Genomic DNA, 13,542 nt, shown 5'->3' on the forward strand with positions numbered 1-13,542 from the left:
CCGAGCGGCTCGAAGGCCGCCGCCTCCCAGGTCGGAGCTCCTACTTCGTCGCCTCGCGCTCCATCTCCTGCTGGATCTCCTCCGGCTCGCGGCCAGGTGTAGGAATGTTGAACAAAGTGATCGCTGCCCGGAAGGCCACGTAGTAGACCACCGCGAAACAGGCGCCGATCGGCAGGATCAGCCACGGCTTCGTATCCAGGTGCCAGTTGACGACATAGTCGATCAGACCCGCCGAGAAGCTGAACCCCGCATGCACCCCGAGGGCCCAGGTGATCGCCATCGACACGCCCGTGAGCACCGCGTGCAGCCCGTACAGCAGCGGCGCCACGAACATGAACGAGAACTCGAGCGGCTCCGTCACCCCGGTCACGAACGACGTCAGACCGACCGAGAACATCAGCCCAGCCACCCGCTTGCGGTGCTCGGGGCGGGCGCAGTGGGTGATGGCCAGGGCGGCGGCCGGGAGACCGAACATCATGATCGGGAAGAAGCCCGACATGAACAGCCCGGCGTCCGGGTCGCCCGCGAAGAAGCGCGTCAGGTCGCCCTGCACCACCGTGCCGTCGTCGTCGTACTCGCCCGCCTGGAACCAGAAGAACGTGTTCAGGAACTGGTGCATGCCGATCGGGATCAGCAGCCTGTTGGCGACACCGAAGATGCCCGCGCCCCACGCGCCCAGGTCGATCAGCCGCTTCGAGAAGGCGGTCAGCGCGTCGCCGACCGGATCCCACAGCAGGCCGAACAGCACGCCCAGCACACAGCAGAGGAACGCCATGATGATCGGGACCAGCCGGCGGCCGTTGAAGAAGCCCAGCCAGTCGACCAGCCTGGTGCGGTGGTAGCGCTGCCAGACCACGGCCGTGAGCAGGCCGATCAGGATGCCGCCGAGGACCCCCGGGTTCTGCGGGGTGCCGTCCGGCATCGCCTCCGTCACCGTGCCGTCGACCGGGAAGGCCCTGAGCACGTTGTAGTAGACGAGGAACCCGGCGACGGCGGCGAGGGCCGTGGAACCGTCGGACTTCTTCGCGAAGCCGATCGCGACGCCGATGCAGAAGAGCAGGGGAAGGCCGAGACTGCCGTCGAGGATGCCACCCCCGCCTTTGATCAGGACCTCGGAGGTCCTGTCCCAGAACGGCCCGTCCAACGTGGCGCCGAAGAGATTGCCGAGGCTGACCAGCAGGCCGGCCGCGGGGAGGACGGCGACCGGCAGCTGGAGGCTGCGGCCGATCTTCTGGAGGCCCTGGAAGAGTCCGTTCCACCACTTCTTCCGCGGCGGGGCCGCGCTCTCGGCGCTCATCGGTCCTCCCGGAGCAGGCCTGGTTCGGCAGGTGTTGCAGACTGGTGTAGACCAGTTGCGATACGGTCCCCGGGGGCCGGTCGCGAGACGCGGCACCGGTGATCGTCATCCTTAGGTACAAGACGGTTACTCGCCCGTGAAGATGGGCCAACCGTGCGTTACCGTGACAAACCGGACCTACGGTGGGCCGAGACGGTGGGCCGCGACAGCGCTCAACGCTCCGAACGCAGGGAGAAAGACATGGCCAGCAAGGCTGAGAAGATCGTCGCCGGGCTCGGCGGCATCGACAACATCGAGGAGATCGAGGGCTGCATCACCCGCCTCCGCACCGAGGTCTCCGACCCCAGCCTCGTCGACGAAGCCGCCCTCAAGGCCGCCGGCGCCCACGGCGTCGTCAAAATGGGCACCGCCATCCAGGTCGTCATCGGCACCGACGCCGACCCCATCGCAGCCGACATCGAAGACATGATGTGAACTGACGACAACCCGCCGGCCACCCTGCCGGCCGTCGCGCCCCGAGGGGCCTGATTCCGAACGACCGGAACAGGCCCCTCACCCATGTGCCGATAGGCTCGGCACCATGTCTCGAATCGACGGCCGCACCCCCGAACAGCTCCGCCCGATCACCATCGAACGTGGGTGGAGCAAGCACGCCGAGGGCTCCGTCCTCATCTCCTTCGGAGACACCAAGGTCTTCTGCACCGCCTCCTTCACCGAAGGCGTCCCCCGCTGGCGCAAGGGCAGCGGCGAAGGCTGGGTCACCTCCGAGTACTCGATGCTGCCCCGCTCCACCAACACCCGCGGCGACCGCGAATCCGTACGCGGCAAGATCGGCGGCCGCACCCACGAGATCAGCCGGCTGATCGGCCGCTCCCTGCGCGCCGTGATCGACTACAAGGCCCTCGGCGAGAACACCATCGTGCTCGACTGCGACGTCCTCCAGGCCGACGGCGGCACCCGCACCGCCGCCATCACCGGCGCCTACGTCGCCCTCGCCGACGCCGTCACCTGGGCCCAGGGCAAGAAGCTGATCAAGGCCGGTCGCAAGCCCCTCACCGGCACCGTCGCCGCTGTCAGCGTCGGCATCGTCGACGGCACGCCGCTCCTCGACCTCTGCTATGAAGAGGACGTCCGGGCAGAGACCGACATGAACGTCGTCTGCACCGGCGACGGCCGCTTCGTCGAAGTCCAGGGCACCGCCGAAGCCGAGCCCTTCGACCGCAAGGAGCTCAACGCCCTCCTCGACCTCGCCACCGGCGGCTGCGCCGACCTCGCCGCCCTCCAGGTCGAAGCCCTCGGGTAAAGCCCGCGGGTTGATGCCGTCGGGTAAAGCCCCGCGGGTGATGCCGTCGGGTAAGGCCCGCGAACAAAGCCCGCGAACAAAGTCCGCGAGTAAAGAAGCAACCAAGAAGCCCTCAACGGGCGTCGTCACTGATACGGGCGCACGGGCCGAACCGTGCGCCCGTCCGTATCCGGGGAGGACCGTACCGAATGACTGCGCGCCGCCGCATCGCACTCACCATCGCCACCGCAGCCCTGATCCTGCCCGCCGCCGTCGGCTGCGGCGCCCTCGACAAGGCACTCGAATGTGTCGAGACCGCCGACTCGATAGCCACCAGCGTCGGCAACCTCCAGGACGCCGTCGCCACCGGCACCGAGGACCTGACACAGGCCAAGGAATCGCTCGACGCCATCGACCGCGAACTGAAGAACCTCGGCGACAAGACCGACAACGCCGACCTCAGCAAGGCCGTCGACGACCTCGGCGCCGGCGTCGAATCCGTCCGCAAGGCCATCGAAAGCGGCGACACCACCCCCGACATCAAGCCCGTCACCGACGCCGCCACCGAAATCGGCAAGGTCTGCACGCCCGGATAATCAAGGGCATGACCCGACTGATCCTCGCCACCCGCAACGCCGGAAAGATCACCGAACTCAAGGCCATCCTCGCCGACGCAGGGCTCACCCATGACCTCGTCGGCGCGGACGCCTACCCGGAGATCCCCGACGTCAAGGAAACCGGCGTCACCTTCGCCGAGAACGCCCTCCTCAAAGCCCACGCCCTCGCCAAGGCCACCGGTCTGCCCGCCGTCGCCGACGACTCCGGCCTCTGCGTCGACGTCCTCGGCGGCGCGCCCGGCATCTTCTCCGCGAGGTGGTCCGGCCGCCACGGCGACGACAAGGCCAACCTGGATCTCCTGCTCGCCCAGCTGGTCGACATCGACACCGCCCACCGCGCCGCCCACTTCGCCTGCGCGGCGGCCCTCGCCCTCCCGGACGGAACGGAACGCGTCGTGGAGGGCCGCCTCCCCGGCACCCTCCGCCGCACTCCGCACGGCACGAACGGCTTCGGCTACGACCCGATCCTCCAGCCGGAGGGCGAGACCCGTACCTGTGCGGAGCTGACCCCGGAGGAGAAGAACGCGATCAGCCACCGGGGGAAGGCGTTCCGGGCGCTGGTGCCGGTGGTGAAGGAGCTGCTGGGCTGAGCTCCGGACGCCGAAGGGCGCGGCACCGCCAAGCGGTGCCGCGCCCCTTCACGTGGGCCCGGTGGGACTCGAACCCACGACACACCGGACCTAAACCGGCGCCCTCTTGGCCAGCTGGGGTACGGACCCGCAGTGGTCACTTTACTGTGCCGCGCCTCTGGGCCGTGCAGAAGTACCTCGGGAAAAGGTGCTGGTCTGACTGTGGCATGACGGGCACAAGTACCGGAGATTCGCCTGCCGGTTGTCCAGACGATCGCCGTTGATGTGATCGATCTCCAGAACCAGCGGCCTGCCCTGCCAGACGTCGCCGACTCCGCACTCCGCGCAGATGTGGGGGACCGCCAGTTCGTCAAGGGCGCGTCGGAGCATCCTGGTCTCTGTACGCTGCGAACCAGGCTCCAGGCGCCGCAGCACAGTGGCGGCGGCCTTTCGGTACGGGGACGGGATGCCCCGGCAGTGCGCCTTGCCCGTGAAGTGCTCGACTGACAGGCCGTTGGCTTCGATGTTCCGCTGAACGATCCGCCGTGAGGTGCCGTTGTCCGGCAAGCCCAGAAGCCTGAGCACACCGCCCACGCTCTTGGACGTCTCCACCGTCGGCGCCAGCCTGTCGAGGGGGAGGGTCGCTGCGCGGTATCCCCAGCCGCTGGTGAAGTGCGATGTGTCGATGCCGAATTGGTCGAGCTTTTTTCGGATGTGGCCATACGGACTGTCGTCGGGCAGGTAGCTCAAGTACTGCAGCATCTCCCGGATGCTGTGTGAGTGGGCCGCGGCTTTTGAGAGTCGCTCTCTCGAGTACGAGCGGCGTTCGCGGTGCGGCAACGGCTCGTCGACGAAATGGGAGGTGTCGATGCCGTAGGTCTCGAGTCGGCGGCGTAGATAGCGTTGCGCGATGCTCCCCATCGGGGCTCCTACGCGGCGCATGAGGTCCACAAGACTTGTCGAATTCGCAGCGGCCCTGACCAGGAGGTCCCGGGGGTAGCGGACGCTCATCGTGCGCCCCTCCGCTTCCGGCCGCGGTAGGTGTCCGTCACCGCATGGCAGTTGGGGCACAGGAGTCGCAGATTCTCGGGCCGATTGTCCCACCAGTCTCCGTTGAGGTGGTCCACCTCCAGCCGCAAGGGCTTGTTGTTCCACGCAGTGCGGACACCGCACATCGCGCAGATCTCCGCTACCCCGCGGCGTACGAGACTTTGACGAAGCCGACTGCCCGGAATCCGTCCCTCCTCCCGATCGCGCAGGGTCAGCACATCACCGCGCGAGCCCTTCGGCCGGCCTCGCCGGGCGGCGACGAAGTGCGACGTGTCGATGCCCAGAGTGGCGATCCGGCGACTGATGTGCGCGTGGTTCCCGCCGACGGGGTTGATCCCCAGGCCTCGAAGGACGTCCCTGACGCTGCTCGACTGTGCGACCAGCTGCCGCAACCGCTCTTCGGTGTGGCGCGCCCATCCCGACCGGAAGTGCGACGTGTCTATCCCCCAGGCCGCCATCCGCTGCCGCAGGTAGCGCCTCCTCCCAGGGGTGGGTGTTCCGCCGCATCTTCTGACGGCCTCGTCCCAGTCCGCACAGTCCCGTGCCACCTCGGCCAGCTGCTCTCGCGTGTACTTGACCGGCATCGTCCCCTCCGTCCCGGCCGCGTGTTCGCGGTCTCGTACGGAGTAACGAACCGTTTATCGGACAGTTACTGCCGATAAACGGAACAGCCCGCCCCAGTTGCCTGGGGCGGGCCGTTCCGTCGAGAACCGGTCAGAATTTCGGCTCCGGTGCCGCCGCCAGGACCATTTCGGCGGCCTCCTCCTTCGAGGACACCGAGGGCGGCGAGCCGTCCAGGGGACGCTGGGCGGTCTCCTTCATGCACGCCACGGCGATCACGCCGACCAGGGCCGCTGCCATCGCGTAGTACGCCGGCATCAGGTTGTTGCCGGTCACGCTGATGAGAGCGGTGATCACGAGCGGGGTGGTGCCGCCGAAGAGGGAGGCGGAGAGGTTGTAGCCGACGGACAGGGAGCCGTACCGGACGTGTGTCGGGAAGAGGGCCGGGAGGGCCGCCGACATCGTGCCGAGCAGGCAGACCAGGGACAGGCCGAGCATCAGCATGCCCGCCGTCATCGCCGGGATGTTGCCCTGGCCGATCAGTACGAACGCCGGCGCCGACAGGAACAGGAAGCCCAGCATTCCGGCCATCAGAAGCGGCTTGCGGCCGAAGCGGTCGTTCAGGCGGCCCACCTGGTTGATGATCAGCATCAGGAAGACCATGACGCCGATCAGGATGAGCAGGCCGTCGGTCTCGCTGTAGCCGAGTTCGTCGGACAGGTACGTCGGCATGTACGACAGCAGCATGTAGTCGGTGATGTTGTACGCGCCGACGAGGGCGATGCACAGGATCAGCGTCGGCCAGTACTTGCGGAAGATGTCGGCGAGGTCGCCCTTGGCCGTCGTCTCGACGGTGTCGGCGGCCTCCGAGGCGTGCGCGGACTCCGCTTCCAGCTTCTGGAAGGCGGGTGTCTCGTCGAGCTTCAGTCGCAGGTAGACGCCGACGAGGCCCAGCGGGGCCGCGACGAGGAAGGGCAGGCGCCAGCCCCAGGCCTCCATAGTGTCGTTGCCGAGCCACGCGGTGAGGGCCGTGACCAGGCCGGCCGCTCCGACGTAACCGGCCAGCGTGCCGAGCTCGAGGAAGCTGCCGAAGAAGCCGCGACGCTTGTCGGGGGCGTACTCGGCGATGAAGGTGGAGGCGCCGCCGTACTCACCGCCGGTGGAGAAGCCCTGCACGAGGCGGAACAGGATCAGCAGGACCGGTGCCCAGAAACCGATGGTGGCGTACGACGGGATGAGGCCGATGGCGCCCGTGCCGATGGCCATCAGGATCATCGTGGCGGCGAGTACCTTCTTGCGGCCGATCTTGTCGCCCAGCGGGCCGAAGACCATTCCGCCGAGCGGGCGAACGAGAAAGGCGACCGCGAAGGTCGCGAAGGAGGAGAGCAGCTGGACCGTTTCGTTCCCGGAGGGGAAGAAGACATGGCCGAGGGTGACGGCCAGGTAGCTGTAGATACCGAAGTCGAACCACTCCATGGCGTTGCCCAGCGATGCTGCTTTGACCGCCCGCTTGACCGCCGCTTCGTCGGTGACGGTGATGTCCGTGCGCCGGAGCCTGGGGTTCTGCCGCTGTTTGATGGTGCGGAAGAGTATGGGGTGGCGTTTGACCGCTGCGGGATCGGCCGTCGGCTCCTGGCCGCTTTCCGCCATGACGGTTTCCTTTCGTGGACTCCTGTTCCAAGAAAATCGTCTGCTCGATCGTGGAGTCCGCAAACCGTAGCCCCACCTGAATGGGGCTTCGGTCACACAGCGTGAAGGGCGGCGTAAGGGTGGTGCGAGGTTCGGCCGAGGTGGGGTGTGGTCAGATCCCGAGGTCCTTGATGATCTTCGCGACGTGGCCGGTCGCCTTGACGTTGTACAGGGCGCGCTCGACCTTGCCGTCCTCGTCGACGACGACCGTGGAGCGGATCACTCCCGTCACCGTCTTGCCGTAGAGCTTCTTCTCGCCGAAGGCGCCGTACGCCTCGAGAACCTCCTTGGAAGGGTCGCCGACGAGCGTGACCTTGAGGTCTTCCTTCTCGCGGAACTTCGCGAGCTTCTCCGGCTTGTCCGGTGAAACGCCGATGACCTCGTAGCCGGCGCCGGCCAGCAGCTCGAGGTTGTCGGTGAAGTCGCAGGCCTGCTTGGTGCAGCCGGGCGTGAGGGCGGCGGGGTAGAAGTACACGATCACCTTGCGGCCCTTGTGGTCGGCGAGCGAGACCTCGTTGCCGTCGGCGTCGGGCAGGGTGAAGGCGGGGGCGGTGTCGCCGGGCTGGAGTCGCTCGCTCATGGTTCTCCTCGGTGCTTCCTCGATGGGCGTCGGGGTACGGCCTCGAGGGTAATGGGGGTGCCGCCGGGTGCGGGGGCGGCCGAGCTGACAGACTGTCGACGAAGGACAACCGGACACGACCACGGAGGCAGCGCGGTGTCGGATGCCAGGACCCCTGCGCAGATCGAGGCGGACATCGTCCGCAGGCGCGATCGGCTCGCCGAGACGCTCGACGAGATCGGTGTGCGGATGCACCCGAAGACGGTCATCGGTGACGCGAAGGCCAAGGTCGCCTCGAGCGTGGACCGGACGGCCGGTCGCGCGTTCGTCGCGGTGAACCGGTCGGTGTCGGACGTGAAGGCGCAGTTCGTCTCCGACGACGGGTCGCCGCGGCTCGAGCGTCTGGTGCCGGTGGCGTTGGTGGCGGTCGGCCTGGTGGGTCTGCTGGCGGTGTCGGCACGACGGCGCCGGTTGTGACCCTGCGGAGTACGGGAACGCCCTGAACAGGTAGGTTCGAGCTGTGAGCGTCAACAGCCATGAGCGGAACACCCAGCACGACAAGCTGCCCATCAGGATGCTGCACGACCGTGTGCTGGTGAGGACCGACATCCCGGAGGGCGAGCGGCGCTCCACCGGCGGCATCGTCATCCCTGCGACCGCGGCGGTGGGCCGGCGTCTGGCCTGGGCCGAGGTGGTCGCGGTCGGGCAGAACGTGCGGACGGTGGAGATCGGGGACCGGGTGCTGTACGACCCCGAGGACCGTGCCGAGGTCGAGGTGCGGGGTGTGGCGTACGTGCTGATGCGTGAGCGGGATCTGCACGCGGTGGCGGCGGACCGTTTCCAGGGCTCGGTGGACTCGACCGGGCTGTATCTGTAGCGGCACGGGGCCGGTGATGGTGGCAGGGCCGGTGGCTGAGGTCACCGGCCCTTTTGCCTGTCCGGCGCCCGCTCTTTGCTACGTTGGAGTGACCCCCGACGAGACGCGCCGTACCGGGTAGGAAAAGACGACGCACCCCGTTGTCGTCCGCGGTTTTCCGCGTCTCGGAGGTGCCTGTCATGGCCTGGGTTCTGCTCGTTGTCGCCGGTCTGCTCGAGGTGGGCTGGTCGATCGGGATGAAGTTCACCGACGGGTTCACCAGGCTGTGGCCGAGTGTGTTCACGGGTGGGGGGATCGTCGCGAGCATGCTGTTGCTGTCGTACGCGGCGAAGTCCCTGCCTATCGGTACGGCCTACGGCGTGTGGGTCGGGATCGGTGCGGCGGGTGCGGCTGTGGTCGGCATGCTGGTGCTGAACGAGCCGGTGACCGCCGCCCGGATCTTCTTCGTCTGTCTGCTGCTGGTCGCCGTGGTGGGGCTGAAGGCGACCTCGGGTCACTGAGGTCGGCCGGTCGTCCCGTTCGGGCTCCCCGGCCCGTTCGGATCTCCCGGCCCGTTCGGGCTCCCCGGCCCGTTCGGACCTCCCGGCCCGTTCGGATCCGCGGGAACGGGCTGTGCGGGTGCGGGCTGCGCGGGCGGCGGCGGTGCGGGCGGACTGCCTACGTGGGTGCCGGGCGTGCCGGGCGTGACGGGGGCGCGGGTGCCGGGGACGGTCGGCACGCCGGGTCGCGCCGGCCTTCCGGATGGTCCCGCGGGGGCGCCGGTCGCCGGGCCGGCGCCGGGCCGTCCGCCGTTGCCCCTGCCGCCGCCGTACTGGCGGCCGTCCTCACCGCCGACCTGCCGGTCGGGGTCGCGCGGCCGGTAGGGGTCGCTCGGGTCGCCGGAGCCCGGCTCCCTCGGGTCCCGCTGGCCCGGCGGCGGCTTGTCCGCGCCCGGCGCCAGGCGGAGTTCGAAGTCCTGGACCTCTGTGCCGTCGAGGGCGGTGCCCGTGTACAGCCCCCAGATCTCGGCGGGCGCGCTGCCGCCGTTCATCCGGGAAAGGCCGAGCGCCCCGTACAGCGATGTCTGTGCGCCGGTGGTCGGGTTCTGGCCCATTACGGCGATGACGGTCGCCAGTTCGGGGGTGTATCCGGCGAACCAGGCGGCTCGGTCCTCCTCGGCGGTGCCGGTCTTGCCGGCGGCCGGGCGGCCCGCTGCCTGGGCGGCGGAGCCGGTGCCGCCGTCGACGACGCCGCGCAGGACGGCGGTGGTGGTGTCGGCGGCCTCGCGGCTGATGGCCCGTTGGGCGGTCGGTTCGGGGAGGGCGATGTCGGTGCCGTTCTTGGAGATCTCCTCGACCAGCGTGGACTTGGCGTGCCTGCCGTGGTTGGCGAGGGTGGCGTACGCGCCCGCCATGTCGAGGACGCTCGCGGTGGCCGGGCCGAGGGCGATGGAGGGGGAGGGGCTCAGGTCGGGGGTGTTGCTGGGCAGGCCGAGGTCGATGGCGGTCCGCTTGATGCGGGTGGGGCCCACGTCCACGGCCATCTGCGCGTAGACGGCGTTGACGGAGTTGTCGGTGGCCTCGCGGACGGGGATGGGGCCGTAGGAGCGGTTGTCCTCGTTCTCGGGGGCGTACCGGGGTCCGTTCCAGCCCTGGACGGGGCGCTTGCTGTCGCCGACGTAGATGGTGTGGGGGTTGATGGCGTAGCCGTCCTGCGTGGTGGCGTCGTTCTCGATGGCCGAGGCGAAGACGAACGGCTTGAACGTGGAGCCGACCTGGTAGTCGCGGCGGGTGGCGTTGTTGACGAACTGCTTGGTGTAGTCGATGCCGCCGTACATGGCCACGACCTTGCCGGTGTCCGGTTCGATCGAGGCGCCGCCGACGCGGACCTCGCGGTCGGCCTCACGTTCGCTGTCGAGTTTGGACGTCACCCGGTCGTCGACGGCCGCCATGAGGGCGGCCTGCTTGTGGCGCTGCAGGGTGGTGGTGATGCGGTAGCCGCCGGTGGCGAGGGTCTTCTCGTCGAGGATGCCGTTCTGTTCGAGGTACTCCTTGACGGCCTGGACGATGTAACCGCCCTGGCCGGACAGCCCGCTGACGGGCTTGGCCGTCCGGGGTGTCGGGAAGCTCATGGCGGTGCGGTTCTCGGAGCTGAGCCACTTCTCCTTGATCATGCCGCCGAGTACGTAGTTCCAGCGGCGGATCGCCGCTTTCTTGTTCTCGGGGTGGGTGGCGATGTCGTAGGCGTTGGGTGCGTTGAGGAGCGAGGCGAGGTAGGCGCCCTGCGCGATGTCGAGGTCCTCGACATCCTTGCCGTAGTAGGCGTGCGCGGCGGACTGGATGCCGTAGGCGTTGCGGCCGAAGTAGCTGGTGTTGAGGTAGCCCTCGAGGATCTCGCTCTTGCTCTGGTTGCGGCCGAGTTTGACCGCGATGAAGAACTCCTTGACCTTGCGCGTGACGGTCTGTTCCTGGCCGAGGTAGTAGTTCTTGACGTACTGCTGGGTGATGGTGGAGCCGGACTGCTTGCCCTTGCCGGTGACGGTGTTCCAGGCGGCGCGCATCATCGCCAGCGGGTCGATGGCGGGGGCGTGGTAGAAGTCGCGGTCCTCCGCGGCGAGTACGGCCTGCTGGACGGCGAGGGGGATCTTGTCGAGGGAGACGTTCTCGCGGTTGACGTCGCCGTCGCGGGCGATGTGGGTGCCGTCCGCGTAGAGGTAGACGTTGGTCTGCTTGGTGGCCGCGGCGTTGGCCGGCGGGATGTCGACGAGCATGTAGCCGGTGATGAGGCCGCCGATGACGAGCAGTGAGGCAACGAGCAGGGTGCCGACGGTGACGCGCCAGGTGGGGACGGCGCGGCGCCATCCGGTGCGCTTGGGGCGGGCCTTGCGGCCATTCTTCTGCGCCGCGTGCTCCACGCAGGCCGCGGCCGGCTCTTGCGCGCCCTTGGCCGGGTCCTCGGAGTCGTCGGGGTCCGGGCCCTCGTCCTCCGGATCCTCGTCCTCGGGGTTGTTGCCTTCGGGCCCGTCGTCGGGAGCCGGCTGCTCCTCGGGGTCCTCGGGGCCCGGGTCCTCGGGCTCCTCGGGCTCCTCGGGAGCCGACTGCTCCTCGGGCTCCTCGGGGTCCTCGGGGTTCTTGTCGTCGGGCCCGTCGTCGGGCTCCAGGTCCGCGGAGTCCTCCGGGCTCTTGTCCTCGGCCTCCAGGGCCTCGGGGCCCGCGCCCTGGGGCTCCTTGTCCTCTTTCCCCGTGTCCCTGTCGTCCGGCGGGTCGGCTGCCGTCGCGTCCTGGGGTGTCCAGCCCTGCTGCTGCGGCTCGTCGCTCATGGCACCCATACTGCACTTTTCAGACCATAAACCCGCGTAGCCGGTCTCTTCTTGTGCCGGAAATCCCCTCGCGGTGGCCAGTCGGGGTCGGCTAACGTCGTGCGCTTTGGTGCCTGGACGGTCGCGTGGGGGGAGGCGCTGTGAGGCTGTATGCGGTCGTTGCAGCGGGTGGGTTCCGGCGCTATGCGACGTATCGGCTGGCGACGGCGGCGGGGGTGTTCACCAACACCGTTTTCGGCTTCATCCTGGCGTACACCTATATGGCTTTGTGGGACGAGCGTCCGCAGCTCGGCGGTTACGACCAGTCGGAGGCGCTCACGTATGTGTGGCTGGGTCAGGCGCTGCTGATGACCTGCGCCATGATGGGCGGCGGCTTCGAGGACGAGCTGATCGAACGTATTCGTACGGGAGACATCGCCATCGACCTCTACCGTCCGGCGGATCTGCAACTGTGGTGGCTGGCGGGGGACCTGGGGCGGGCGGCGTTCCATCTGCTGGGCCGCGGCATCGTGCCGATGGTCCTGGGGGCGCTCGCCTTCGATCTGGCGCTGCCCGGTTCGCCGTTGACGTGGGTCGCCTTCCTGGTGTCCGTGGCGCTCGGCGTGGTGGTGAGCTTCGCCGTGCGTTTTCTGGTGTCGCTGTCCGCGTTCTGGCTGATGGACGGTGCCGGGGTGATGCAGATGTGCTGGCTGGCCGGGCTCTTCTTCTCGGGGATGCTGCTGCCGCTGAACCTCTTTCCGGGCGTGCTGGGCGACGTGGCGCGTGCGATGCCCTGGTCGTCGCTGCTCCAGGTTCCCGCGGACGTGTTCCTCGGCAAGCACACGGGCTGGGGCCTCGTCGAGGCGTACGCCTTCCAGGGCGGCTGGGCACTCGTGCTGCTGGCGGCCGGGCGGCTGCTGCAGTCGGTCGCCACCCGCAGGGTGGTGGTCCAGGGTGGCTGACGCACTCCGGGCGTACGGGCTGATCGTGGCGATGTGGGTCCGTTCCACCATGACGTACCGGGTGTCGTTCGCGATGACGACGCTGGGGAACTTCACGGCCACCGCGTTCGACTTCCTCACGATCCTGCTGATGTTCTCTCATGTGGACGCCTTGGGCGGCTACTCGCTGCCGGAGATCGCGTTCCTCTACGGGACGACCAGCACGGCCTTCGGTCTCGCCGATCTGTTGATGGGATCGATGGACCGGTTGGGGCGGCGCGTAAGGGACGGCACGCTCGACACGCTGCTGGTGCGGCCGGTGCCGGTGCTCGCGCAGGTCGCCGCGGACCGGTTCGCGCTGCGCCGGCTCGGGCGGATCACACAGGGGCTGCTGGTGCTGGGCTACGCGCTGGGGACCCTCGACATCGAGTGGACGGCGGCGAAGGTGGCGATGGTGCCGTTGATGCTGCTCTGCGGCGGGGCGATCTTCGCGTCGGTGTTCGTGGCGGGCGGGGCGTTCCAGTTCTTCGCGCAGGACGCGGCCGAGGTGCAGAGCTCCTTCACGTACGGCGGGAACACGCTGCTGCAGTACCCGCCGTCGATCTTCGCGAAGGACCTGGTGCGCGGGGTGACGTTCGTCGTGCCGCTGGCCTTCGTCAACTGGGTGCCGTCGCTCTACGTACTGGGCCGCGAGGACCCTCTGGGACTGCCGGACTGGCTGGTGCTGCTGCCGCCCGTCGTGGCCGCGGGCACTCTCGGGCTCGCGGCGCTGGCCTGGCGGGTCGGGCTCCGTTCGTACCGCAGCACCGGCAACTGAAGGAGG

Annotated in this window: 15 protein-coding genes, 1 tRNA gene and 1 riboswitch; of the genes, 9 read left to right on the forward strand and 7 right to left on the reverse strand. The window is 68.6% G+C overall.

Translation table 11 applies throughout. The features are described from left to right. Positions 1-40: 40 nt before the first annotated feature. A complete protein-coding gene (locus ACIQ7Q_RS12385) occupies positions 41-1,297 on the reverse strand; it encodes a PTS transporter subunit EIIC (RefSeq protein ID WP_403859376.1) in 1,257 nt (418 codons plus the stop codon). 195 nt (positions 1,298-1,492) lie between these two features. Here ACIQ7Q_RS12385 and ACIQ7Q_RS12390 point away from each other — a divergent pair, with 195 nt between their 5' ends. From ACIQ7Q_RS12390 to rdgB, 4 genes are all read left to right on the forward strand, one after another. Further along, complete coding sequence (locus tag ACIQ7Q_RS12390) at positions 1,493-1,771, forward strand: PTS glucose/sucrose transporter subunit IIB (RefSeq protein WP_356630538.1); 279 nt, start codon at positions 1,493-1,495, stop codon at positions 1,769-1,771. Positions 1,772-1,877: 106 nt separating this feature from the next. Beyond that, complete coding sequence (gene rph, locus ACIQ7Q_RS12395; RefSeq protein ID WP_403859378.1) at positions 1,878-2,600, forward strand: ribonuclease PH; 723 nt, start codon at positions 1,878-1,880, stop codon at positions 2,598-2,600. Between the two features lie 188 nt (positions 2,601-2,788). Continuing rightward, complete coding sequence (locus tag ACIQ7Q_RS12400) at positions 2,789-3,175, forward strand: hypothetical protein (RefSeq protein ID WP_356630534.1); 387 nt, start codon at positions 2,789-2,791, stop codon at positions 3,173-3,175. A gap of 8 nt (positions 3,176-3,183) precedes the next feature. Beyond that, positions 3,184-3,786, forward strand: coding sequence for an RdgB/HAM1 family non-canonical purine NTP pyrophosphatase (rdgB, locus tag ACIQ7Q_RS12405; protein WP_403859380.1), 603 nt, complete (start codon positions 3,184-3,186; stop codon positions 3,784-3,786). 53 nt (positions 3,787-3,839) lie between these two features. Here rdgB and ACIQ7Q_RS12410 read toward each other — a convergent pair. From ACIQ7Q_RS12410 to bcp, 5 genes are all read right to left on the reverse strand, one after another. Next, positions 3,840-3,915, reverse strand: a tRNA-Leu gene (locus tag ACIQ7Q_RS12410). 12 nt (positions 3,916-3,927) lie between these two features. Beyond that, positions 3,928-4,776: an HNH endonuclease signature motif containing protein gene (locus ACIQ7Q_RS12415; protein WP_403859382.1), complete on the reverse strand. Its 849-nt coding sequence runs from the start codon at positions 4,774-4,776 to the stop codon at positions 3,928-3,930. Beyond that, the gene (locus ACIQ7Q_RS12420) at positions 4,773-5,399 is read right to left on the reverse strand and encodes an HNH endonuclease (protein ID WP_403859384.1); all 627 of its coding nucleotides are present in this window, start codon (positions 5,397-5,399) and stop codon (positions 4,773-4,775) included. Before ACIQ7Q_RS12420 ends, ACIQ7Q_RS12415 begins: the two co-directional genes overlap by 4 nt. Positions 5,400-5,529: 130 nt before the next feature. Further along, the gene (proP, locus tag ACIQ7Q_RS12425) at positions 5,530-7,026 is read right to left on the reverse strand and encodes a glycine betaine/L-proline transporter ProP (protein ID WP_403859386.1); all 1,497 of its coding nucleotides are present in this window, start codon (positions 7,024-7,026) and stop codon (positions 5,530-5,532) included. A 151-nt stretch (positions 7,027-7,177) separates the two neighbouring features. Continuing rightward, entirely contained in the window at positions 7,178-7,645 is a 468-nt protein-coding gene (bcp, locus tag ACIQ7Q_RS12430) for a thioredoxin-dependent thiol peroxidase (protein ID WP_356630524.1), read from the reverse strand. Between the two features lie 135 nt (positions 7,646-7,780). On the opposite strand from bcp, the gene ACIQ7Q_RS12435 reads away from it, so the two are divergent. The 3 genes from ACIQ7Q_RS12435 (at position 7,781) to ACIQ7Q_RS12445 (ending at position 9,001) form a co-directional block, all read left to right on the forward strand. Continuing rightward, on the forward strand, positions 7,781-8,101 hold the full coding sequence (locus ACIQ7Q_RS12435) for a DUF3618 domain-containing protein (RefSeq protein ID WP_403859388.1): 321 nt from the start codon (positions 7,781-7,783) through the stop codon (positions 8,099-8,101). Positions 8,102-8,144: 43 nt separating this feature from the next. Continuing rightward, on the forward strand, positions 8,145-8,501 hold the full coding sequence (locus ACIQ7Q_RS12440) for a GroES family chaperonin (protein WP_403859390.1): 357 nt from the start codon (positions 8,145-8,147) through the stop codon (positions 8,499-8,501). 64 nt (positions 8,502-8,565) lie between these two features. Next, positions 8,566-8,638, forward strand: a riboswitch (guanidine-III (ykkC-III) riboswitch). Between the two features lie 42 nt (positions 8,639-8,680). After that, a complete protein-coding gene (locus ACIQ7Q_RS12445) occupies positions 8,681-9,001 on the forward strand; it encodes a DMT family transporter (RefSeq protein ID WP_403859392.1) in 321 nt (106 codons plus the stop codon). Here the strand turns inward: ACIQ7Q_RS12445 and ACIQ7Q_RS12450 are convergent. Continuing rightward, the gene (locus ACIQ7Q_RS12450; RefSeq protein WP_403859394.1) at positions 8,995-11,799 is read right to left on the reverse strand and encodes a transglycosylase domain-containing protein; all 2,805 of its coding nucleotides are present in this window, start codon (positions 11,797-11,799) and stop codon (positions 8,995-8,997) included. The genes ACIQ7Q_RS12445 and ACIQ7Q_RS12450 overlap by 7 nt on opposite strands. 140 nt (positions 11,800-11,939) lie before the next feature. Here ACIQ7Q_RS12450 and ACIQ7Q_RS12455 point away from each other — a divergent pair, with 140 nt between their 5' ends. Together ACIQ7Q_RS12455 and ACIQ7Q_RS12460 are read left to right on the forward strand one after the other, a co-directional pair. After that, a complete protein-coding gene (locus ACIQ7Q_RS12455) occupies positions 11,940-12,740 on the forward strand; it encodes an ABC transporter permease (RefSeq protein ID WP_403859396.1) in 801 nt (266 codons plus the stop codon). Continuing rightward, positions 12,733-13,536 (forward strand): ABC transporter permease, encoded by an 804-nt coding sequence (locus ACIQ7Q_RS12460; protein ID WP_403859398.1) that lies wholly within the window; start codon positions 12,733-12,735, stop codon positions 13,534-13,536. Before ACIQ7Q_RS12455 ends, ACIQ7Q_RS12460 begins: the two co-directional genes overlap by 8 nt. Positions 13,537-13,542 lie beyond the last annotated feature (6 nt).

It is taken from the genome of Streptomyces sp. NPDC096176 (assembly GCF_044763255.1).
Classification (GTDB): domain Bacteria; phylum Actinomycetota; class Actinomycetes; order Streptomycetales; family Streptomycetaceae; genus Streptomyces.